This window comes from Thalassospira xiamenensis M-5 = DSM 17429, from assembly GCF_000300235.2.
GTDB lineage: Bacteria > Pseudomonadota > Alphaproteobacteria > Rhodospirillales > Thalassospiraceae > Thalassospira > Thalassospira xiamenensis.
Window position 1 is genome coordinate 4,493,767 of record NZ_CP004388.1, and the last position, 20,578, is coordinate 4,514,344.

At 55.7% G+C, this 20,578-nt stretch carries 20 protein-coding genes; 7 read left to right on the forward strand and 13 right to left on the reverse strand.

Annotation, left to right across the window (positions count from 1 at the left end):
- The first annotated feature begins 27 nt into the window (after window positions 1-27).
- The 4 genes from TH3_RS20805 (at window position 28) to TH3_RS20820 (ending at window position 3,795) form a co-directional block, all read left to right on the forward strand.
- Entirely contained in the window at window positions 28-1,422 is a 1,395-nt protein-coding gene (locus tag TH3_RS20805) for an NAD(P)H-dependent flavin oxidoreductase (protein ID WP_007088412.1), read from the forward strand.
- A 219-nt stretch (window positions 1,423-1,641) separates the two neighbouring features.
- Window positions 1,642-2,079, forward strand: coding sequence for an iron response transcriptional regulator IrrA (gene irrA / locus TH3_RS20810; RefSeq protein ID WP_007088411.1), 438 nt, complete (start codon window positions 1,642-1,644; stop codon window positions 2,077-2,079).
- A gap of 247 nt (window positions 2,080-2,326) precedes the next feature.
- Window positions 2,327-2,764: a rubrerythrin family protein gene (locus TH3_RS20815; RefSeq protein WP_007088410.1), complete on the forward strand. Its 438-nt coding sequence runs from the start codon at window positions 2,327-2,329 to the stop codon at window positions 2,762-2,764.
- A gap of 62 nt (window positions 2,765-2,826) precedes the next feature.
- Entirely contained in the window at window positions 2,827-3,795 is a 969-nt protein-coding gene (locus tag TH3_RS20820) for a serine hydrolase domain-containing protein (RefSeq protein WP_007088409.1), read from the forward strand.
- Between the two features lie 18 nt (window positions 3,796-3,813).
- Here TH3_RS20820 and TH3_RS20825 read toward each other — a convergent pair whose 3' ends face one another.
- Genes TH3_RS20825 through TH3_RS20835 form a run of 3 tightly spaced genes read right to left on the reverse strand, consistent with a single transcriptional unit; the run spans window position 3,814 to window position 6,805 of the window.
- The gene (locus TH3_RS20825) at window positions 3,814-4,620 is read right to left on the reverse strand and encodes an ABC transporter ATP-binding protein (RefSeq protein ID WP_007088408.1); all 807 of its coding nucleotides are present in this window, start codon (window positions 4,618-4,620) and stop codon (window positions 3,814-3,816) included.
- Window positions 4,614-5,675 (reverse strand): FecCD family ABC transporter permease, encoded by a 1,062-nt coding sequence (locus TH3_RS20830; protein ID WP_007088407.1) that lies wholly within the window; start codon window positions 5,673-5,675, stop codon window positions 4,614-4,616. Before TH3_RS20830 ends, TH3_RS20825 begins: the two co-directional genes overlap by 7 nt.
- Before the next feature lie 5 nt (window positions 5,676-5,680).
- Window positions 5,681-6,805 carry an ABC transporter substrate-binding protein gene (locus TH3_RS20835; protein WP_007088406.1) on the reverse strand — a complete coding sequence of 375 codons (1,125 nt, stop codon included), beginning with the start codon at window positions 6,803-6,805 and terminating at the stop codon, window positions 5,681-5,683.
- A 188-nt stretch (window positions 6,806-6,993) separates the two neighbouring features.
- Here TH3_RS20835 and TH3_RS20840 point away from each other — a divergent pair, with 188 nt between their 5' ends.
- Window positions 6,994-7,782, forward strand: a complete 789-nt coding sequence (locus tag TH3_RS20840; RefSeq protein WP_007088405.1) for a class I SAM-dependent methyltransferase — start codon at window positions 6,994-6,996, stop codon at window positions 7,780-7,782.
- 133 nt (window positions 7,783-7,915) lie between these two features.
- Here the strand turns inward: TH3_RS20840 and TH3_RS20845 are convergent, their stop codons facing one another.
- The 3 genes from TH3_RS20845 to TH3_RS20855 form a co-directional block, all read right to left on the reverse strand.
- Window positions 7,916-8,371, reverse strand: coding sequence for an OsmC family protein (locus TH3_RS20845; protein ID WP_007088404.1), 456 nt, complete (start codon window positions 8,369-8,371; stop codon window positions 7,916-7,918).
- On the reverse strand, window positions 8,368-9,000 hold the full coding sequence (locus TH3_RS20850) for a GntR family transcriptional regulator (RefSeq protein ID WP_040061370.1): 633 nt from the start codon (window positions 8,998-9,000) through the stop codon (window positions 8,368-8,370). Before TH3_RS20850 ends, TH3_RS20845 begins: the two co-directional genes overlap by 4 nt.
- 224 nt (window positions 9,001-9,224) lie before the next feature.
- Window positions 9,225-11,576, reverse strand: a complete 2,352-nt coding sequence (locus tag TH3_RS20855) for an alpha/beta fold hydrolase (protein ID WP_139328083.1) — start codon at window positions 11,574-11,576, stop codon at window positions 9,225-9,227.
- A 283-nt stretch (window positions 11,577-11,859) separates the two neighbouring features.
- Between TH3_RS20855 and TH3_RS20860 the strand changes: the two genes are divergently transcribed.
- Together TH3_RS20860 and TH3_RS20865 are read left to right on the forward strand one after the other, a co-directional pair.
- Entirely contained in the window at window positions 11,860-13,137 is a 1,278-nt protein-coding gene (locus TH3_RS20860) for an MFS transporter (RefSeq protein WP_007088401.1), read from the forward strand.
- A gap of 120 nt (window positions 13,138-13,257) precedes the next feature.
- Window positions 13,258-13,791, forward strand: coding sequence for a CHAP domain-containing protein (locus tag TH3_RS20865; RefSeq protein WP_231858550.1), 534 nt, complete (start codon window positions 13,258-13,260; stop codon window positions 13,789-13,791).
- Window positions 13,792-13,937: 146 nt separating this feature from the next.
- Here the strand turns inward: TH3_RS20865 and bioB are convergent, their stop codons facing one another.
- From bioB to TH3_RS20900, 7 genes are all read right to left on the reverse strand, one after another.
- Window positions 13,938-14,930, reverse strand: a complete 993-nt coding sequence (bioB, locus tag TH3_RS20870; RefSeq protein WP_007088399.1) for a biotin synthase BioB — start codon at window positions 14,928-14,930, stop codon at window positions 13,938-13,940.
- Window positions 14,930-15,505: a biotin transporter BioY gene (locus TH3_RS20875; protein ID WP_007088398.1), complete on the reverse strand. Its 576-nt coding sequence runs from the start codon at window positions 15,503-15,505 to the stop codon at window positions 14,930-14,932. The genes bioB and TH3_RS20875 overlap by 1 nt, the downstream gene beginning before the upstream one ends.
- 287 nt (window positions 15,506-15,792) lie before the next feature.
- A complete protein-coding gene (locus TH3_RS20880; protein ID WP_007088397.1) occupies window positions 15,793-16,443 on the reverse strand; it encodes a GntR family transcriptional regulator in 651 nt (216 codons plus the stop codon).
- Between the two features lie 80 nt (window positions 16,444-16,523).
- Window positions 16,524-17,270: a proteasome-type protease gene (locus TH3_RS20885; protein WP_007088396.1), complete on the reverse strand. Its 747-nt coding sequence runs from the start codon at window positions 17,268-17,270 to the stop codon at window positions 16,524-16,526.
- A 19-nt stretch (window positions 17,271-17,289) separates the two neighbouring features.
- Window positions 17,290-18,108, reverse strand: coding sequence for a transglutaminase family protein (locus tag TH3_RS20890; protein ID WP_007088395.1), 819 nt, complete (start codon window positions 18,106-18,108; stop codon window positions 17,290-17,292).
- Between the two features lies 1 nt (window position 18,109).
- The gene (locus TH3_RS20895; RefSeq protein WP_007088394.1) at window positions 18,110-19,057 is read right to left on the reverse strand and encodes an alpha-E domain-containing protein; all 948 of its coding nucleotides are present in this window, start codon (window positions 19,055-19,057) and stop codon (window positions 18,110-18,112) included.
- 18 nt (window positions 19,058-19,075) lie between these two features.
- Window positions 19,076-20,479: a circularly permuted type 2 ATP-grasp protein gene (locus TH3_RS20900; RefSeq protein WP_007088393.1), complete on the reverse strand. Its 1,404-nt coding sequence runs from the start codon at window positions 20,477-20,479 to the stop codon at window positions 19,076-19,078.
- Between the last annotated feature and the right edge of the window lie 99 nt (window positions 20,480-20,578).

A 20,578-nucleotide genomic window follows, 5' to 3' on the forward strand; every position in this document is an offset into this window, starting at 1 on the left:
ATGAAAAGCCGAATGGGAGAGACGAATTTGAAAGCCCTTAAACCGCTCGTCATGTCGGGAAAAGAGGTCTTGCCACTGATTGAAGGTGGCAAAGGTATCGCTGTTTCGACGGGTAAAAGTTCCGGCGCATGGGCAGCTGCTGGTGGCATCGGGACGTTTTCCGCCGTCAATGCCGATTCTTATGACGAAAATGGCAATCTGGTTCCGGTCGAATATGCCGGAAAAACCCGCGGTGAGCGCCATCAGGAACTGATCGCCTATGGCATCCGCGGCGGTATCGCCCAGGCACAGATCGCACACGAAATGCGCGGCGGCGAAGGCCGCCTGCACATGAACGTTCTGTGGGAAATGGGCGGTGCGGAAGAAATTCTGCGTGGTGTGCTTGAGGGCACCAAGGGGCTTGTCCATGGTGTGACCTGTGGTGCGGGTATGCCTTACAAGGTATCGCAGATCGCAGCCCAGTATGGCGTGCATTATTACCCGATCGTCTCGTCGGCGCGCGCATTCCGTGCCTTGTGGCTGCGGTCGTATAAAAACACCCCGGAATGGCTTGGCGGCGTGGTCTACGAAGATCCATGGCGTGCCGGTGGCCACAATGGCCTGTCAAATTCCGAAGACCCGCTTGTGCCCGAAGACCCGTACCCGCGGGTTGCAGCCCTTCGCGAATACATGAATTCGGTCGGCCTGAATGAAGTTCCGATCATTATGGCGGGTGGCGTCTGGTTCCTGCGTGACTACGAAGACTGGCTTGATAATCCGGAGGTTGCCCCGGTGGCGTTCCAGTTTGGAACCCGTCCGCTGCTGACCAAGGAAAGCGAAATTTCCGAAGAATGGAAAAACCGTCTTCTGACGCTGCAGAACGGCGACGTGTCGTTGCATAAATTCAGCCCGACCGGTTTTTACAGCTCGGCTGTTCGGAACGACTTTCTTGAAGACCTGCATCAGCGTTCCGATCGTCAGGTCCGTTATTCGCGCACCGCAGAGGCCGATCTGCATGTCGGTATTCCGCTGGGCCGTCGCGGTCGTCCAATCTATGTCCGCGAAGATGATGCCGACAAGGTTCGGGCATGGCTTGATGCTGGTTATACTGAAGGCATGCCGACACCCGATGAAACCATGGTGTTTGTCACGCCTGACAGTGCGCTGACGATCAAGAAAGACCAGATCGATTGCATGGGGTGCCTGTCACAGTGCCAGTTCTCGAACTGGGAACAGCATAGCGGCACCACCGGCAAGCGTGCCGATCCGCGTTCATTCTGCATCCAGAAAACGCTCCAGAACATTGCACATGGTGCGATGGTTGAAAACGAGCTGATGTTTGCCGGTCATAATGCCTATAAATTTGGTGAAGATCCGTTCTACGCCAACGGCTTTGTCCCGACGGTCAAACAGTTGGTCGACCGGATCGCCACGGGCGATTAGGTTAGACAACAAATCAGACACTGGTCTTTTACGGATCAAAAAGGGGTCGGGTTTCCGACCCCTTTTTGTTGTTTGATCCCCTATGGGCCATTGAAAATCGGTATGATTGGAGTTGATCAAAATCAAAGAAAGGTGCGTCTTGGTTCCTTAATATACGCTTGGATTTGATCGGGAACCGGGCATTGGCCGGTCCTGAAAAGCGTATGAAGGGACAATTTCATGACGACGAACCCGCGTCCTTACACCCATGCCCTGAACCGCCTGAAAGAGGCCGGGTTGCGCCCGACCCGTCAGCGCTTGGCATTGGCCCGCCTGCTGTTTGATAATGGTCATCGGCACATCACCGCCGAACAGCTTCATTCCGAGGCCATGAGCCAGAATATCAAGGTATCACTGGCGACCGTATACAATACGTTGCACCAGTTCACCGAGGCAGCGCTTCTGAATGAAATCGTGATTGATTCCGGTCGATCCTATTTCGATACCAATACCGCCCCGCATTACCACTTCTATTGCGAAGAAGACGGCATGCTCAGCGACATACCCGCTGATGCGGTGCAGCTTGCACGCGTCCCCAATATGCCCCGTGGTACGGAATTGGCATCGGTTGATCTGGTGTTTCGTTTGCGGCGCCAGTCGGCCCGCAATGCTGCCTGATTGCTATTGGGTCGGTTTATTCGGCAGGGCTGTGTCGCAAATATAGCGGTGCGGTGACAGCGAAATGACGCGTCGATGAAAACCGCCTGAAATGGCGCGAAACGTCCCTTCAGTGCTTGACGGGCAGGGTTTTCAAGACAAATACAGAGGCGACGGTTCCACATGGAACGGTCGCCCTTTTTTTACCTATGTGTGTGACAGCAACACCGCATATTTCAGACTTCAACGACAAAAAAGGAAGCCCGTAATGGTGCTCAAGGGAACACGGACCGAGGAACTTCTGCGTGCGGCATTCGCATCTGAAGCACAGGTCAATCGTCGTTATCTTTATTTCGCGCAGCAGGCTGATATCGAAGGCCATCCGGAAATTGCCGAAATGTTCCGCGCCACCGCCGAAGCCGAAACTGGCCATGCCTTTGGCCATCTCGAATTTCTTGAACAGGTCGGGGACCCTGCAACCGGGCAGCCGATTGGTACCACCAGGCTTAATCTTGAAGCCGCATTTGCCGATGAACAGAACGATGCCAGATCCCGATATCCCGAAATGGCCCGTATTGCGCGCGAAGAAGGTTTTAACGATATTGCCGACTGGTTTGAAAGCCTTGCGCGTGTCGAAGATGCCCATGCCGCCCGAATGGAACGCGCCCTGGCATCTTTTGGGACTGTTTCCGAACCGGTGGAATAAGGTTGAAGACAATCCGACGATGCCTTTACAGAAATAGCGCCTTTCTGCTTCTGGTGATGTTAATGGCACCGCTTGCGGCCAAGGCACAATCGTCGGTGGACCTTGACGATATCCTGACCCATGCGGGGCGTTTGGAGCCCTTGCAGGCCGTGATTATCGCCCACCGTGGTGACGTGATCGCGACGCAGGGCTACCATGGTAGTTCCCCCGATCAGGCGGCCAATATCAAATCCGCATCGAAATCGATTATTTCGGCATTGGTTGGCATTGCCATAGAACGTGATGTTTTGACCGGTACGGATCAGAAAATCGCCCTCTTGCTGCGGGATCAGTTACCTGCCGATCCCGACCCCCGACTGTTTGATATTACCATCGGGCATCTTTTGTCGATGCAGGCCGGCCTGGGGCGGACATCGGGGCAATATTACGGTCAGTGGGTCGCGCAATCGAACTGGGTGCGTGCTGCTCTTGCCCGCCCGTTTGCCGACGATCCGGGTGGTGACATGCTGTATTCTACCGGCTCAAGCCACCTGCTGTCGGCCATCCTGACACGCCAAACCGGAAAAACGACGCTGGAACTGGCGCGTGAATGGCTGGGGCCATTGGACGGTTTTGCTATTACCGCTTGGGATCGCGACCCTCAGGGTATTTACTTTGGTGGGAATCAGATGGCGATGAGCACCAGATCGCTTCTGGCTTTTGGCGAACTTTACCGGAATGGCGGGCGCACCGCGGATGGCAGACAGATCATCACGCAAAGCTGGATCGATCAAAGCTGGCAGCATCGGACAAATTCACGCTTTACTGGCGATGAATACGGTTATGGTTGGTTTATGCGCGATCTTGCCGGGCAGGATGTGGTCTATGCGTGGGGATATGGTGGGCAGATGCTTTACATCGTTCCTAGCCTTGAATTGACCGTGGCGATGACATCGGACGAAACAAAACCCTCGGCCCGAACCGGATACCGCGATCAGCTGCATGGCTTAATGGCCGATATCATCGACAGGATAGAAGCAGATACAGGCTGATCGCGGTGAGCGGACTTTTTACTGAGCCGCAATCCGTTCTGAAAGGTATTCGGCGGTGTGTCTATTGCCGGTGATCGGTCCGCGCAAAACAACATGCGGATGACCAAGCGAATTGCGTTCAACATGCCCATCAACCTGATACACATCACGCAAAAGATCACGATCAATCACATTGGCGCATTCGCCAAATGCCACCATGCGGCCATCGCGAATCGCCATGGCGTGATCACAATATTGCAGCGCATGGTTCAGATCGTGGATCGCGATCAGGACGATTATTTTCTGGCGCTTGGCGATATCGCGCATGAAAGACAGGACCTCCATCTGACGATGCAGATCAAGGGCTGAGGTCGGCTCGTCCATCAGCAGGATTTCGGGTTCACGCACCAGCGTCTGGGCAATGGCAACTAGTTGGCGTTGACCACCACTAAGTTCGCCCAGATTGCGGGCGGCCAGATCAGAAATCCGAAGGGCGGCCAGAATATCGTCAATCCGGGCCAGTTCATCGGTCTGAACGCGCAATGACGATCCCTGTTTGGCGGCAAGGATAACCGACTCGTAAACAGAAAGAACCGCGTTTGATCCGGTGTCCTGCGGCATGTAGCAAATCGTGTTGCGGCTATAATTCGCCGTTTCGACATGCACTTTTCCGCCACCTTTGGCAAGACCGGCGACCCGTTTGAACAGGCTTGATTTGCCCGCTGCATTCGGGCCGATGACGGCAATTACGTCGCCCCCCGTCAGAACCGGTGTACTAACACCGGAAACCACCTCGGCGCGGCCATAACGGGTGCCAAGGTCTTCAAGACGAAGTGTTGTTACCATGATTTTCTCCGGCTTGCGAAAATCAGCGAGAAGAAGAACGGCACGCCGACAAGCGCGGTAATTACCCCAATGGGCAGGATCGCGCCGGGGACCAGAAGTTTTGACAGAACCGACGTCGCCGACAGGATCAACGCCCCGCACAGGACGGATGCCGGCAGGAAGAAACGCTGATCCTCGCCCACCAGCATGCGGGCGATATGCGGCCCGACCAGACCGATGAACCCGATGGTCCCGACAAAGGAAACCGGGATTGCCGCCAGCATACTGACCAGCAACATCGTCTTCAGGCGCAACGACTGGACATTTACCCCAAAACTTTCCGCCTTTGCATCTCCTAACCGAAGAGCGGTCAGTGCCCACGCCTGGCGGGTAAACAGCGGAAGGGCGATGGCAACCGCTATGGCCGTGATGGCAACCTTGGACCAGGTCGCCTTGACCAGACTGCCCATGGTCCAGAATACGACCGCGGCCAATGCCTGTTCGCTGGCGAGATATTGCAGCAACGCCAGAAGCGCGTTGAAGGTAAAGACCAGCGCGATCCCCAGAAGGACGATGGTTTCAACCGTGACACCGCGCATACGGCTGAAGAAATGAATGATCAACGCGGTCGCCATAGCCATCAGAAAGGCATTGATCGGAATAATGAATTCGACAAAAGCCGGCAGGATCGCGACCCCGAGAACCAGTGCCAAGGCTGCACCGAAACCGGCCGCAGCCGAGATACCCAGCGTAAACGGGCTGGCGAGCGGGTTGGCCAGGATGGTTTGCATTTGCGCGCCTGCGGTCGAAAGGGCCGCACCCACGGTCAGCGCCATCAGGGCGACCGGCATGCGAATTTCCCAGATCACGACGCGCAACTGATCGCTGGCATCCGACGGGTTCAGCAGTGCGAAAATCACATCAGCCAGCGGATAATTGGCCGGGCCGGTTGCCAGATCAACAGCAAATGACAGGAACAGCGCAATTGTCATGCCGCTCAGGATCAGGATACGACGCAGGGAACGCGCCTTGTAATGCGCGCTCCCTGCCATAACGGTGGTTTGATCGGAGATCATGGAAATCAGTTCTGATCGCTGATGGAAATGAAGTAACCCGGCTGATAATCGATCGGTAGAAATCTTTCATGCAGTTCGCGGAATGATGCCTCCGGTTCGATATCGGCAAACAAATCCGGGTGGAACCATTTTGCCATTTGTTCGATCACCACGAACTGATAGGGGCTGTTATAGAATTGATGCCAAACGATGTGGATATTGTTGTTTTTGGTCGCCTTGATATCCCGGAATGCCGGGCGTTCTGTCAGGCCAATCAATTTGCGTTTGGCTTCTTTCATGTCAGCTCCGGGACCAACAGGAACCCAGCCCATGCCGGGTGCATATGCTTCCCAGTCACCGCCAGTACCGACAAATTGGTCGGGGTTGCTGGCAACAACCTGTTCCGGGTTAATTGTACCGAAAGTGCCCGGAATGATATCGGCTGCAATGTTTTTGCCACCGGCAAGTTCAACCATTTTACCGAAATTCTCATTACCAAACGACATGCAGCATTCGTCGGAATAGCCGGCGGCACGTTCGATGAAGACGTCGGGTATTTTGGGGTTGGCCTTGGCAAGGCGATCAGTGACCAGTTTGATATGATCGGCGCGGAATTTGATGAATTCCTCGGCGCGCGTTTCCAGACCGGTTAACTGACCAAGAATGCGCATACTGGTTTCCGTGTTCTTCATCGGTGATTCACGGAAGTCGATATAGACCAGCGGAATACCTACAGCAGCGAGTTTTTTGTCAAGGCTGGCATCATCGGTCGCACCCTTTGCTTCAAGGTTCATCACAATGACATCAGGTTTAAGCGATATGGCCTGTTCGACATCGAATGTCCCATCCTTGATACCGCCAAACGTCGGCAAGCTATCAATTTCCGGATACTTTGCTGCATATATGCCGTAACCTTGCGGATCGGCTTTTTTAAGATCATCGCGCCAGCCAACGACTCGCTTGAACGGCGCGTCGGTATCAAGCGTCGCGAGGCCATAAATCAGACGACCTTCGCCAAGAATAAGCTTTTCTGCCGGAACTTTGACCGAAACTTCGCGGCCTGCCACATCGGTGATCGTGACGGTTTCTGCTGCGTGAACGGTCCCCGCGACCATTAACGCAACGGCAGCAATAGCGCCAAAAATTTTCATCCCCGTACCCTTATTTAGGATTGCCTGACCGCGGCATTATCATTTATTGAGAATGCAAATCAATACTTTTCGCAATAATTGATTTTTTTATGGATTTGGTGATATTTGGCGCGGTATCTGCCGCCGTGTGATCCCCGCAAGATCGCGCGGCCTTTTGCAGAGACAGGCTATTGGGGATTCTTCGAACGATGACGACGCATTCAAGCAATTTCAATCTGCGTGACGAGATCAAGGAATACTGGTCAATGCGCGCCGACACGTTCGATCAACAGCCTGGGCACGAGATTTTTTCAGATCAGGAACGTCTGGCGTGGCACGACCTGTTTCGCCGTCATCTGGGCGACGGGACCGGCAAACGTGCGCTTGACCTTGCCAGTGGCACCGGCGTTATCAGCCATTTGATGCATGACATCGGTTTTGAGGTTACCGGGCTTGATTGGTCCGAAGCGATGCTGGAAAAGGCGCGCGCCAAATCGAAACAGCGTCAGTCCAATATCCGTTTCCTTCTGGGCGATGCGGAAAACACCCTTGAAGACGATAACAGCTATGACGCCATCGTCACCCGGCATCTGGTCTGGACGCTGGTTGATCCGGCTGCAGCCTTTGCCGAATGGTTCCGGGTTCTGAAACCGGGGGGCAAGCTGCTGGTGGTGGATGGTGATTTCGTCTCGCCCACTTGGATCAGTACGCTAAGCAAGGCGATGACGGGGTTCCTGCAATCCATCGGATTGAAGCGCGATGTTGCCGAAATCCCGCAACTCAAAACCCATCAAGATATTCTGTCGCGCGTTCATTTTTCGCAAGGTGCGCGGGCCGATGAAGTGACATCGATGTTGAAAACCGCCGGATTTGATCCGGTTGTTGCCGATTTCAACATGCGCCAGATTCACCGCGCCCAGTCAAAACACCTTACGCTTGCCAAGGGCTTGGAACGGGGAGCCCAGCACCGTTATGCCATCTGCGCGACCAAGCCGTAGAAGGTCACACAGAATTGACTGATTGCAGGCTACCGGAAAACATTGCGATGCGCCACGACATCGCATCCAGCAACGGGTGAAGCAGCGCAAGTTGCGCATCTTCCGTGTCCAGCTTAACCGTCAGGTAATTACCCTAATCAAGTTTGATGCTGATTTCGGTTTTGACCGAATTGGCAAGAAAGCAGGCCTCGTGGGCCGCGTGATGCAGTTCGGCCTCGACCTCGGCCGTCGGCGTTGCGGCGGCATAGGTGACCTTGGGGTAAAGTTCGACTTTGGTGATGACTGTTTTGCCGTCCTGCTTTTCCATGACACCTGTTGCAGCATCGACATAACTGTCGACGACGATTTTCCGGCGTGATGCGAAGTCAAGGAAGAACAGCATGTGACAGCTTGAAAGGGCCGCCACATAGGCTTCTTCGGGGTCGACATTTTCGGCGACGGAATAGGGCAGTGGCACGACATGCGGGGATGAGGATGCGGGGACTTCGACCCCGCCGTCAAATCGCCAGAGATGACCACGGCTATAGCGGCGGTCGGCAAAGTTTGCGCCGTCGCGTTGCCATGTGACTTCTGCACCGAAACTGCTCATTGAGGGGCTCCGCTTTCGGGGTGGACGACAAGTTGTCGTGATGTGATGCCGATGTGTTTTTCAATGATTTCGACGGCTTTGTTGACATCGCCAAGGCTGCATACGGCTAGCAAGTCATTATGTTCTTCATAAAACGCTTTGCGCGCCTGCGATCCTGCGGGTTGCCGGTGATAGGAACGGCGCGCTTCGCCGCGTAATTCGTCAATCATCTGCATCAGGCGACCATTACCACACGGGGCATACAGGGTCCGGTGAAACGCGATATCGAGTTCCTCAATGATCTTCGGGTCTTCTTCTTCAAAAAGTTCGTCGTTCAGGCGGATCCCCTTGCGCAGGTCGCGTTGTGTCAGATGCGGGATCGAGAGGATAAGAGCGGTTGATTCAAGTGAAATACGTATTTGCGACAGTTCGTGGGCCTCGTTGGCGCTTAAACCGTTTACTGCGAGGCTGCGGTCGGAACGTTTGGTCAGTAATCCGTTTGCCAGTAAGCGTTCCAGCGCTTGACGCACCGGCTGGCGGCTGACGCCAAATCGTTCGGCCAGCCGTTCCTGTTTCAGGATTGTGCCGGGCGAAAGGGTGCCGTTTTCGATTTCGCTTTGAAGCGTTTCTGTAATTTTATTTGGATCCATGGATCCAAAATCAAGCAGATTTGCCAAAGAGTCAAGTGGGTTCGTTGGGATGAATTCACCCGAAATTTGATGCGACAGCATCGTAAATCCCGGTCGCATTTTATTTGTATGAGGATTTAACCTGGGGCATTGTCGAGGTGGTGTGGACGTTGGGCGTTTGCCCGAGGGATGCTCAAGGGCTCCGGGGGCTAAGGGGCGGCGGCTTCGGCGGGCATTCCCTCGAGTTATTGGGCCGGGATGGCTGCGGTCAAGGTGCTGTCGGCCGGGGCGGTTTTGGAGACGAAGTCGATCACGCGATTGACCGCATTGTCGATATCCTCGTTCAGGATGCCGTGCCGGTCGGATGCGAGCATCTGGATATCCAGTTTGCTGCATCCTGTGGCGTGGCGTTTGATCAGGGTGGCACTGGCGGGGTCAACCACCTGATCGCCGTCGCCCTGCAAAATCAGGATCGGACAGGCGATATCGGGCAGACGGTTTTGCATTTCGGCAACCGCCTGGCGCAGATTGTGCAGGCCGCCAATCGGGATGTTGCGGTAATTGATATCGGGATGTTCGGATTCGTTAAGCCGGAAACTGAGCATTTCCTGTGCCGAAGGTACCCAGCCCATCAGTTTGTTCGCCCCATAAAGTAACGGCACAAACATAAGGTTGCGGTTTCGGAATTTAAGCGGTGTTGATGCCACGACGAGCCCGGCCAGTTTTTCGGGCCGGTCGGCTGCCAGAATGGCCGACAGCGCCCCGCCGGTTGAAAAGCCGACAATAATGATGTTGTCGCAAAAGGCCGACAGGATTTCATAGCCGCGCCGAACCGATGCCAGCCAGTCACCCCATGTGCGTTTTTGCAATTCATGCGGTGATGTGCCGTGCCCGGCAAGGCGCACCCCCATTACGGCATAATCGCGCGCGGCCAGCCGATCCCCAAGATTGCGAAGTTCGGCCGGAGAGGCAAGGAAGCCATGCACGACCAGAACGCCGGTGGTAAAATGTTCGTTGCCATTGGGCAGCAATAGATAGGGGCGGCTATCGGCGGTGGCGGTTTCCTGATCATTGATCGCGGCGTATTTCGGTTTTTGATATTTCGCGCGGTTCCATTGCCATGCACGGATTTCATCATCGAACCGGCGTTTGGCAAAATCGCGTGGTGTCAGATGATCGACTTCGTCCCGCGCCTTTTCAAGTGCAGTCCAGGCGGCGTTGATCGGGGCCATTTCATTGGCATAGACCATCACCGGATTGTCCATGCGGATCTGGTCAAAAGTGGCTTCTTCCTGCAATTTCGGCAGGAAGCAATATTTGCCATCAGCGCGTTCGATCAGGCCAAGTTGTACAGCGGCATCGATATATTCGCGGATCTGCGGGCATTTCAGATCAAAAATGCCAATATAATCTGCCGGGTTGCGCATGCCGCGATGCAGATGAACGCCTTCGGCCTGCTGGACATTTTTGATCGCCAGATAAAGGGTGCGGTCGAAATGGGCGATATCGACCTCGGTCACGCCATCGGCCAGCCACATCATGATCAGGCGCGATGCCAGATGACTGACATTGAGCGTGAGGTTCGAATACATCACCGCCATGCAATGATCGCGAAGCGGGCTGATATGGCGGGTAATGGCGTATTGCGTGATGCGATCCGGGATTTTTTCAAGCGTCTTGGCCGGGCGGAACAGATCATCGATGCAGGTCGCGGTTTCAACCCGATGGGCCAGCATGCGCCGATCAATCCAGTTGAATTGATGGCGTGGATCAACCGGATCGCCAAGCCGGATATCCATATCTGTGCGTTTGAACAGAAGATTGCCTTCGATGATCAGTTCTTCGGCCATCTTGGGGCTAAGCCCGCCGGCGAAAAGATCGGCACCGCGCGCCAGCAGGTTCTGATCAACGCGGAGCGGATGGAAGGTGATGTTGGCGGGAAACATCAGGGTCGGCTTGGCAAGGGCGGCTTTGAGAATTTCGGGCGTGGTATCAATCGCAGTCGCCCAGCGATCAAGTTCATCGTGTTTGCCTTTGTCCAGCAGCATCGACAAACCGGTTTTAAAACCATCGATGCAAAGTGCGAGCAGGGCCGCGCCGCTATGATGGGCGCGCCGTTGATCGGCGGAGCGGGAATAGATGCTGTAATCCGGGCGTTTGGGATGCGGTCGTTCGGCGGCCAGAACGCGCCGGTCCTTGACCATGCCGCCTTCGGGAAAGATCACCACCTTACCGCCGCGCAGGATTTCTTCGGCAAGGAACGGCAGCAGACGTTCGTAATCATTGGGCACACCGCCAAGAGCCCGCAAGTACCGAGAAAATTTGTTGTCTTCGACGAAAAACTCGCCCGACGCGATGGACCGGCAAAACACCCCGGTTTCAAGCGCGATCAGATATTGCGGGATAAAGGTTTCAAACCGGGCGAAATGGTTGAACATGAAAATGTCGCCCTGGGCCAGGTGATCGCGGTCGCCATGCATCTTGATGTTGATGTCGACCTTGGCGCGCAGTGCGGTCATGGCCCTGAGGGTCCATTCGCAAGTCTGGTTGCGGATCGCGAATTTTTCGCGCTCGATTTCCCGAAAGTTCTGATGCATGGCTGTTTCCGCCCCGAAGGCATGAATGCCGTGTTGATCGGCGTTATAATTAACTGCTGTTGTTTCCTTTAGGTCCTGATGCCTGAAACAGATATGTGTTTTCCCAACGGGTTTGAGAAGGCCAGATACACGCATCAGGCGAACAATCTGTGGCACGTATCTTTGCGTATCCCTATAATCGTTACGATACGTTAAATTACTGTTCTGTCCGGATAGCAGGCCATTTCGCCCCAAATATGGCCGTCAAATGCAACCGTCCGGTGCACCATGATCCCGCCCCGTCATGAAAACTGGAAAATCCGTGCTGCCACCAACCGCCGAGCCATCCCGGAAATCGATCTTTCAGGATCGCAACTTTGTCCTGTTTCTGATCGGGCAATGCATCACCACACAAGGACTTTGGGTGCAGAAAATCGCCATGTCGTGGTTGGCATGGTCATTGACCGGGTCGGCATTCTGGACAGGGTTGATTGCGGCACTTAATTTCGCCCCGGCTTTTATTCTGGGGCCGGTTTTCGGCGTGATGGCGGATCGGGTCAATCTGCGCAAAACGGCGGTTACCCTGAACCTGATGATGGCAGCAACCGCATTTCTGTTGATGATGCTGTCGATGGCAGGGCAAATCAACCTGTTCTGGATGGTGGTTCTGGCAGGGGCGAACGGGGTTCTGGCCAGTGCGATGACGCCTATTCGGCTTTCACTGGTGCCGGTGATTGTTCAACGTGAATTCATGAGCCGGGCGGTGGCCTATGCGGCGATGAATTTCAATATTTCACGTCTGGTCGGTCCCGCCATTGGCGGTGTCGTGATCGCGACATGGGGAACCGGGGCGGCATTCATGATCAATGCGGCGTCCTATATCCCGATGATCTTTGTTCTGGCGACTGTCAAAATCCATGTAGAACGGGCACCCGATGCCAAAAGCAAGAGGGTTCTGGCGGCCCTTGTCGACGGGGCCCATTACGCCCTTCATCATCCGATGATCCGGTCTGTTCTGGCGCTATCGTGTTTTGTCGCACTGGTCGGAACCGGGATGGTTGAACTGATGCCGGTCTTCGCCGAGGCGGTTTATGACCGCGGCGTCACCGGGCTTGGCATGCTGGCATCGGCAAGCGGGGTTGGCGCAGTTGCATCGACATTCATGTTGTCGCGGGTCAGATCCGATCCGGCCGCCTTTCAGCGGGTGACGATTATCGGGGCCTTTGCCGCCGGATGCGGCATGCTGGGGCTTGGTTTTGCACCGTGGTACGAGCTTGCCGTGGTTCTGGTTGCGATTACCGGTTTTGGTTTGACGGCGGTCGGGGTTGGGTCGCAAACCGCATTGCAATTGACGGTGGATAACAAGCTGCGCGGTCGGGTGATGAGCTTCTGGAGTGCGACAAGCTTTGGCGGGATTGCCTTGGGCGGCACGATGCTGGGTGCGATATCGGAGGCCGGACACATTCAATATACCGCACGTGGATCAGGGATATTGATTTTGTGCGCGGCGGTTTTCGGGTTTTGGCGCTTGTATCGCATTGCGACAAATAGTTCGAAACCTGCCACAGAAACGGCAAAATGATCTTGTTTTTCGGGGCTCTTTGTAAACGCTTGTTTAAAACTCGTCGGGTTAGGGTGACGGATCATTTTGCATTTCTTGGGGGAATATCGCATGCGGCTGGCGGTCGTTATCGGATTTTGTATGCTTGTATCGGGATGCTTTGCATCTGCAAGTACACCAAAACCCAATAGCGGCCTTGAAAGTGACGGCGTTTCGACCGTGACCAATGTCAGCTTGCCGTCATCGCGTCTGTTGCCATTTGCCCCCACCGACGAATTTTTGCAATGCGTGCCTTATGCGCGTGCTGTGTCGGGCATTGAAATTTATGGCGATGCCTGGACATGGTGGGATCAGGCGAAAAATACCTATAACCGGGGCAAAAAACCCGAAGTCGGTGCGGTTCTGGCGCTGAAGAAGACATCGCGGTTGAGATACGGGCATGTGGCGGTGGTTGCCGCCATCCTCGACAGTCGCAAGATCATGGTCAATCATGCCAACTGGGGCAGCGATTCGCGTACGCGGGGCAAGGTGCATTATCGCCAGCCGGTTGTCGATGTTTCGCCCAATAATGACTGGTCTGAAGTGCGGATGATGAACACGATCGGCACGTTCGGCCGGGTTTATCCGGCGCATGGCTTTATCTATCAGCCACACGAAACCGCCGAAGCCCACTAGATTTTCCGTCCTTTTCCTGCCTGCTTCCCTCTTCCCGCTTTCCTGGCCCGTTTATAAAAAAGACGAAGGCCCGACTGAGGGGCGCTTCGCCAAGGGGAACCTTGTGCGGGTGGGCCGCACAAGGTCGGGGGTTGATGTGGATATTTTCAGGCCGCCGATGCCGGAACCGGACCAAGCGCTGCAAACAGGGCGGTGTCGCAATCTTCTTCCGGGTTTGGTGTGGTCAAAAGTTTTTCGCCGTAGAACACCGAATTGGCCCCGGCCATCAGGCACATGATCTGGGCTTCGCGCGTAAGGTCGGCGCGCCCGGCCGAAAGGCGAACGGTGGATTTCGGCATGGTGATGCGGGCGGTTGCAACCATGCGGACCAGTTCAAGGGCATCGACGGGCTCGCGGTCGGCAAGCGGTGTTCCGGCCACTGGCACCAGTGCGTTGATCGGTACACTTTCGGGATGTGGCGCGAAACCGGCCAGAACATGGAGCATCGATGCCCGGTCCCGGATGCTTTCGCCCATGCCGATGATCCCGCCGCAACACAGGTCAATCCCGGCACCGCGCACGGCAGCCAGCGTATCGAGCCGGTCCTGATAGGTCCGGGTGGAGATGATCTGGCTGTAATATTCCGGGCTGGTATCAAGATTGTGGTTATAGGCGGTGAGGCCAGCCCCGGCGAGGCGTTCGGCGTGGCGGGTTTCGAGCATGCCAAGGGTCACGCAGGCCTCCATGCCGAGGTTGCGGACACCGCGTACCATTTCGATCACCGCGTCAAAGGCCGCACCATCGCGCACGCGACGCCATGCGGCCCCCATGCAGAAACGATCCGCCCCAGCAGCCTTGGCACGCGCCGCCATTTTCAAAACCATACCGGGGTCCATCAACTGTTCCCTGCCCAACTTGACCTCGCGGTGGTGGGCTGATTGCGGGCAATAGGCGCAATCTTCGGGGCAGCCGCCGGTTTTGATCGACAGCAGGCTGGCCTTTTGCACTGCATTGGGATCGTGATGGGTGCGATGGACCGCGCTGGCGCGGCCCATCAGTTCAAGCAGGGGCAGGCGATAGATCGCCTCGATCTCGTCCACCGTCCAGTCGTGACGGAGGGTTTGATCGATTGCCGGGTTTTGTGCGGGAAGGCTGTTCATCAGGCGGTGCCGCCTTTGTTGTGTTTGATGAAGCGGGTGCAGGCCGCACTGCCAAGGGCAACGAGGGCGATTTTGATGGTGTCGCCCAGAATGAACGGGGTGAAGCCATATTCAGCAACCTTTTCAAGCGGCACAAAGGCGGCAAGCCATGCCAGACCCAGAAGATAAACCGGGATCATACCGGCCATCATGATGCCAAATCGCGCCAGCGTACCGCGCCCCTGAGCAAGCGCACCGACCAGCCATGAGGCAATCAGATAACCCAGCAGATAGCCGCCGGTCGGCCCGACCATATAGGCAAGCCCGATGCCACGTTCCGGCGTTCCGGCAAAGACCGGCAAGCCAGCCGCACCCGCCGCCAGATAACTCAGCATGGTGGCACAGGCGACGCGTGGGCCGGTGGCGAGTGCAATAGCCATGATCGCCATGGTTTGCAGGGTCATTGGCACCGGCCAGAAGGGAACGGTGATTTTGGCGCTGGCGGTCAGGATGGCGACACCGGCCAGAACCATCAGGCTATATTTCATTCCTGTCGAGATGCGGGTTTCGGCCGGTTTGGAGACTGCATTGCTCATGGTGATTTCATCCTCCTCTGGATCGCATTCAAAATTATAGATAAAAAACGAATCTCATCTATTAATTACGCCGTGATCGGAGGGTGAAATCAATCCCCAAAATAGATAATCGGGTGGAATTGGCCGATGTTTGAGGAAATGTATCGTTAATATGTTGATTTATATGTTATATTTTTATCTATAAAATTGGAGATTTGCACATAAGCAGATGTCCTGCATTGCCAAAACGCAGGCAGGATCAGGTTCGGACCGTGGATTTCGGGTTCGGGAGACAGTTCTGGAAGGGGTCAGGAAAGGGTTTGCGGGCGGGTTTTGGTGCCCGGCTTGGTGCCAATCCATTTGACGTGGCGTGCAAGGGTGGCGGCGGCGACGTCGAACTGTCTTTCGCGCAGAGCTTTCAGGATGGCGCGGTGATCCTGATCGGTCGGGGCTTCCCATTCCATGCGGAAGCCGGAAAACAGGAAGCGGGCACTTGCGGCATGCAGATCGTCAATGGTTGCCAGCAGGCGGGGCATGCCGCACGGGGTCAGGATGAGGCGATGGAAGGCGCGATTGGCTTCTTCCCATGCCCGGACATCGGGGGCATTTTCGCCCGCACGGTTGATCGCCTCTGCCTCGTCGAGAATGGCGCTGGTCAGGTGCGGGGCGGCATGGCGAAGGGCGAGGACTTCGAGGGATGCGCGCATTTCAGCGACTTCGCGGACTTCTGCGATATCAAAGCTGGCAACCCGAACACCGCGGCGCGGTTCGCTGACGACCAGCCCCTGTGCTTCGAGGCGACGAAAAGCCTCGCGAACCGGCACGTGGCTTGCGCCGAATTCCTCGGCAAAATGGTCCTGCCGCAATTTCGTGCCCGGCGCGATATGCCCGGCGATGATGCGGTCAGCCAGTTCGCGGGTGATCCTGCCGGTAACGGTATTATCAATGCCACTTTTCATGATTTTATAGATAATTTGCGCGCCCGATTTTGTCGAGCACGCATATCCGTAACCGGTAAATTAATCGTGCGATATCAGGTTTAACAGTCCGGCGCACAATGTTCGTCGGGCATATCGGCGAATGCTTCGCGCAATGCCTGCGACCAGGCGTCCGAAAGGGCCTTGAACCCGGCATCTTCGGCATCAATCCGGCGATGTTCGGAGAATTGGCACGATCCATCGGGCAGGACGGCAAGATCAAGCGGCATGCCGACTGAAAGGTTCGAACGCAATGTTGAATCCATCGACAGCAATGCGGCTTTGACGCCATCGGCAATTGGCGTTTCCGGGGTGATCACGCGATCAAGGATCGGTTTGCCGTATTTATGTTCGCCGATCTGAAGATAGGGGGTGTCTTCGGTGGCCTCTATAAAGTTGCCTGCCGCATAGACCAGAAACAGGCGCTGAGCTCCGCCCTTGCGCTGCCCGCCGACCATGATCGAGGCGGAGCTGCTTTCCTTGCGCTGTTCAAGGGTGTCCTGATATTTGTGCTGAACTTTCTGCATCGCCTCGCCCATCAGTTCAGCGACGCGAAACATGCTGGGCGCGCTCAGGATACAGTCGCCCGGTTCGGTTTCCGGGTTGTCGATGGCTTCCTGCAGGGTGCTCATGACTGCCTGCGTGATCGCGAGGTTGCCCGCCGTCAAAGCCACGATGGCGCGTTCGCCGGGGACTTCCCAGGTGAACATCTTGCGATAACGCGAAATGTTATCAAGCCCGGCATTGGTTCGGGTGTCGGAGAGGAACACCATCCCCTCATCAAGCATCAAGCCCACGCAGTAGGTCATATTCTATTCTCGGGTCCGGCTATTGCTGTGATTGCGCAACGATGACTGTTACATCCAAATCCTCGTTTGCACCACCAGTATGTACACCCCGTATAGGTGTGGCACCCTGTGCATCAAGTCCAGACCCCAGACGAATATAATAATCGGTCGGGCAGCAGCGGTTTGCCGGGTCAAACCCGACCCAGCCCAGTTCGGGCAAATGCAGTTCCGCCCACGCATGGGATGCTTCGTGTGATTTGCCATCCTGATCGGCAAACAGATAACCCGATACATAGCGTGCGGGAATGCCAAGATGGCGGGCGGCCGAAATCATGACATGGGCGTGATCCTGACAGACGCCCTGACCATCGGCCAAGGCATCGGCCGCGGTGGTATGGACATGGGTGCTGCCCGGGACATAGGCGACGGCATCGGACACGGCTGCCGAAAGGGCGTGGGCCCGTTCAAGCAGGTTATCCGGGCTGGTTTTCTTTTCGACTTTGGCGGCGAGTTTGCGGATCGCGGCACTGGATTTGGTGACCGGGGTCGAGCGTAGGAACACCGCAGGAAAGGCGCGTTCCTTATGCCCGCGAAGCATGCCGGTGGTATCGGTGGTTTCGACTTCGCCGGACACAACGACATCAACAGAATCAACTGGCCCGGTTGCGGTCAGCGTGCTGATGGTGTCGCCATTGCCATCGACAAATTCGGAATTGATGACGCATCCCTCGGCCTTGATCGACCAGCGGATGATTTTCTGTCCGTCAAACAGGGACGGCGTAAGCTTTAGACTTTGCACGACATAGCGTGCCGACGGGGAAAACCGATAATGGGTGCGGTGTTCAACAGTCAGGCGCATCTTACTGGCCCCCGAAATAATAGGTTTCGGCAATTGCCGATGACAGGGTCTGATTTCGTTTGAGAAAATCAGACAGGAATTCGTGAAGGCCCTGGCTGAAAATTTCGTCCATGCGGGTTTGGGTCAGCAGGGAATATGTTTCTACTGCCAGGCTGTGCACCGGGCTTCGTTGGCCGTAATGGCGGGCCAGATGTTCCAGATGGTTGGTGATCTGTTCCGAACAATGGGCCAGCGACCGGGGGCTGAAAGGATTGAGGATCAGGAAGTGCGCGATGTGATAGGGTGAATAATCATCGCGATAAACCCAGTGGAAGGCACGCAGGGATGATGCCGCCCGCAGAACCGTCGTCCATTGGTAATTATCGACACCGTCGCCGACCATACTGGTTTCGGGTAGCAGGACATAATATTTCACGTCAAGCAATCGTGCGGTGTTATCGGCGCGTTCGATAAAAATGCCAAGACGGATGAAATCGTACCCGTCGTTGCGCAGGATTGTTGAGTCGGTCGCGCCGCGAAACAAGGCACCCTGCCGTTTGACCCAGTCGATGAATTCAGGCAGATCGGTTTTTGCAAGGTTATGCATTGCCGTTCGGCGCAATTCCATCAGGGCATTGTTCAATGCTTCCCACATTTCGGCGGTGATGGCGGTACGCATGGCGCGCGCGTTGGCGCGTGCATTTTCAAAACAGTTCAGGATCGAAGACGAATTATCGCGATTGAAGATCAGGTAATCGGCAACTTCGGCCTGACGGAGTGGCATGTCGGGATCATAGCCCTGTGCGCAGCCCGAGGCCGAGAGAACCGACGCCCATTCTGACCGGTTGCCGTCGCCGGCGGCCGGCATCAGGGCCATGCGATAGCCCATTTCCATCAGTCGGGCCATGTTTTCGGCCCGTTCCACATAACGCGACAACCAGAAAAGGTTGTCTGCTGTACGACTAAGCATGTGACTTCCCTTTCTTCTCTACTCGGCCATGATCCAGGTGTCTTTTACCCCGCCGCCCTGCGACGAGTTGACGACTAGTGATCCTTCGCGCATGGCAACGCGGGTCAGGCCGCCCGGCGTCAGCCGGATGTCATCGCCGACAAGGCAGAAGGGGCGGAAATCGACATGGCGCGGGGCGATACCGCTTTCAACGAAGGTTGGACAGGCAGAAAGGGCAAGGGTCGGCTGGGCGATGAAATCGCCCGGATCGGCCTTGATGCGTTCGGCATAGGTAGCCTGTTCTTCCTTTGTCGATGCCGGGCCGACCAGCATGCCGTAACCGCCCGAACCATGGACTTCCTTGACGACCAGTTCGCCAAGGTTTTCCAGAACATATTTCAGGTCGTCCGGGTTGGCGCATTTCCATGTCGGTACGTTATTCAGGATCGGTTCCTGCCCAAGGTAAAACCGGATCATGTCGGGCACATAGGTATAGATTGCCTTATCGTCGGCAACACCGGCGCCCGGTGCCGAACAGATCGCAACCCCGCCTGATCGATAGACATTCATCAGGCCGGGAACGCCCAGCACGGAATCGGGCCGGAAACAGAGCGGATCGATAAAGGCATCGTCGATCCGGCGATAAATCACATCAACCCGGGCGGGCCCGCGCGTTGTGCGCATATAGACGCGGCCTTCGGACACGAACAGATCCTGCCCCTCGACAAGTTCAACACCCATCTGGTCGGCAAGGAAGGAATGTTCGTAATAGGCGCTGTTCATTGCACCCGGTGTAAGGACCACGATATTTGGCTCGCGATCGCACCGTTTGGGCGCGATGCTTTTGAGCGTCTTATGGAGCATGTCCGGATAGCTTTCGACCGGTTCGATCCGTAATTTCGAAAACAGTTCCGGGAACATCCGCATCATGATTTCGCGGTTTTCCAACATATAGGAAACGCCAGACGGGGTGCGGCAGTTATCTTCCAGCACATAGAAATCATCCGGGCCGACGCGCACGACATCAACGCCGACAATGTGGCTATAGACCTTGCGCGGGGGATCGATGCCGATCACGGCCGGCTCAAACGCGGCGTTCCTGAACACCAGATCGGCGGGGATGATCCCGGCCTTGATGATTTCGGCGTTGTGATAGACGTCATACAGGAAGGTGTTGAGCGCGCGTGCGCGCTGCTTGACGCCGCGTTCGAGCTTGCGCCATTCCGTGGCGGTGAAAATACGTGGAATAAGATCGAACGGAATCAGCCGTTCCGGATCGCCACCTTCGCCATAGACCGCGAAGGTGATGCCGATTTTGCGAAAAAGAGTTTCTGCCTCTAGTCGCTTCTGCTGGAGGGTTTCGGGCCCGCTGGCCTCCATCCAGTCAACCAGTGCGCGATAAGGTTCGCGTACTTCATCGTTCATCATCATTTCGTTGAACATGCACACTCCCCTTGCTTATCCTTTGATTAAAGGCGGTGCTGCAAGGGGCGGTCAAGCATGTTCACGGTTGAAATGTTTCTTTTTTCAGCAAAAACAGGA

Bases quoted from the DNA above. Each gene is read 5' to 3' on its own strand.
- TH3_RS20850 (WP_040061370.1), bottom strand. From the start codon at position 9,000: ATGGATCCAAATAAAATTACAGAAACGCTTCAAAGCGAAATCGAAAAC.
- irrA (WP_007088411.1), top strand. From the start codon at position 1,642: ATGACGACGAACCCGCGTCCTTACACCCATGCCCTGAACCGCCTGAAA.
- TH3_RS20830 (WP_007088407.1), bottom strand. From the start codon at position 5,675: ATGATCTCCGATCAAACCACCGTTATGGCAGGGAGCGCGCATTACAAG.
- bioB (WP_007088399.1), bottom strand. From the start codon at position 14,930: ATGAACAGCCTTCCCGCACAAAACCCGGCAATCGATCAAACCCTCCGT.
- TH3_RS20890 (WP_007088395.1), bottom strand. From the start codon at position 18,108: ATGCGCCTGACTGTTGAACACCGCACCCATTATCGGTTTTCCCCGTCG.
- TH3_RS20825 (WP_007088408.1), bottom strand. From the start codon at position 4,620: ATGGTAACAACACTTCGTCTTGAAGACCTTGGCACCCGTTATGGCCGC.
- TH3_RS20865 (WP_231858550.1), top strand. From the start codon at position 13,258: ATGCTTGTATCGGGATGCTTTGCATCTGCAAGTACACCAAAACCCAAT.
- TH3_RS20820 (WP_007088409.1), top strand. From the start codon at position 2,827: ATGGCACCGCTTGCGGCCAAGGCACAATCGTCGGTGGACCTTGACGAT.
- TH3_RS20895 (WP_007088394.1), bottom strand. From the start codon at position 19,057: ATGCTTAGTCGTACAGCAGACAACCTTTTCTGGTTGTCGCGTTATGTG.
- TH3_RS20900 (WP_007088393.1), bottom strand. From the start codon at position 20,479: ATGTTCAACGAAATGATGATGAACGATGAAGTACGCGAACCTTATCGC.
- TH3_RS20840 (WP_007088405.1), top strand. From the start codon at position 6,994: ATGACGACGCATTCAAGCAATTTCAATCTGCGTGACGAGATCAAGGAA.
- TH3_RS20880 (WP_007088397.1), bottom strand. From the start codon at position 16,443: ATGAAAAGTGGCATTGATAATACCGTTACCGGCAGGATCACCCGCGAA.
- TH3_RS20815 (WP_007088410.1), top strand. From the start codon at position 2,327: ATGGTGCTCAAGGGAACACGGACCGAGGAACTTCTGCGTGCGGCATTC.
- TH3_RS20845 (WP_007088404.1), bottom strand. From the start codon at position 8,371: ATGAGCAGTTTCGGTGCAGAAGTCACATGGCAACGCGACGGCGCAAAC.
- TH3_RS20860 (WP_007088401.1), top strand. From the start codon at position 11,860: ATGAAAACTGGAAAATCCGTGCTGCCACCAACCGCCGAGCCATCCCGG.
- TH3_RS20835 (WP_007088406.1), bottom strand. From the start codon at position 6,805: ATGAAAATTTTTGGCGCTATTGCTGCCGTTGCGTTAATGGTCGCGGGG.
- TH3_RS20875 (WP_007088398.1), bottom strand. From the start codon at position 15,505: ATGAGCAATGCAGTCTCCAAACCGGCCGAAACCCGCATCTCGACAGGA.
- TH3_RS20855 (WP_139328083.1), bottom strand. From the start codon at position 11,576: ATGCATCAGAACTTTCGGGAAATCGAGCGCGAAAAATTCGCGATCCGC.
- TH3_RS20885 (WP_007088396.1), bottom strand. From the start codon at position 17,270: ATGACCTACTGCGTGGGCTTGATGCTTGATGAGGGGATGGTGTTCCTC.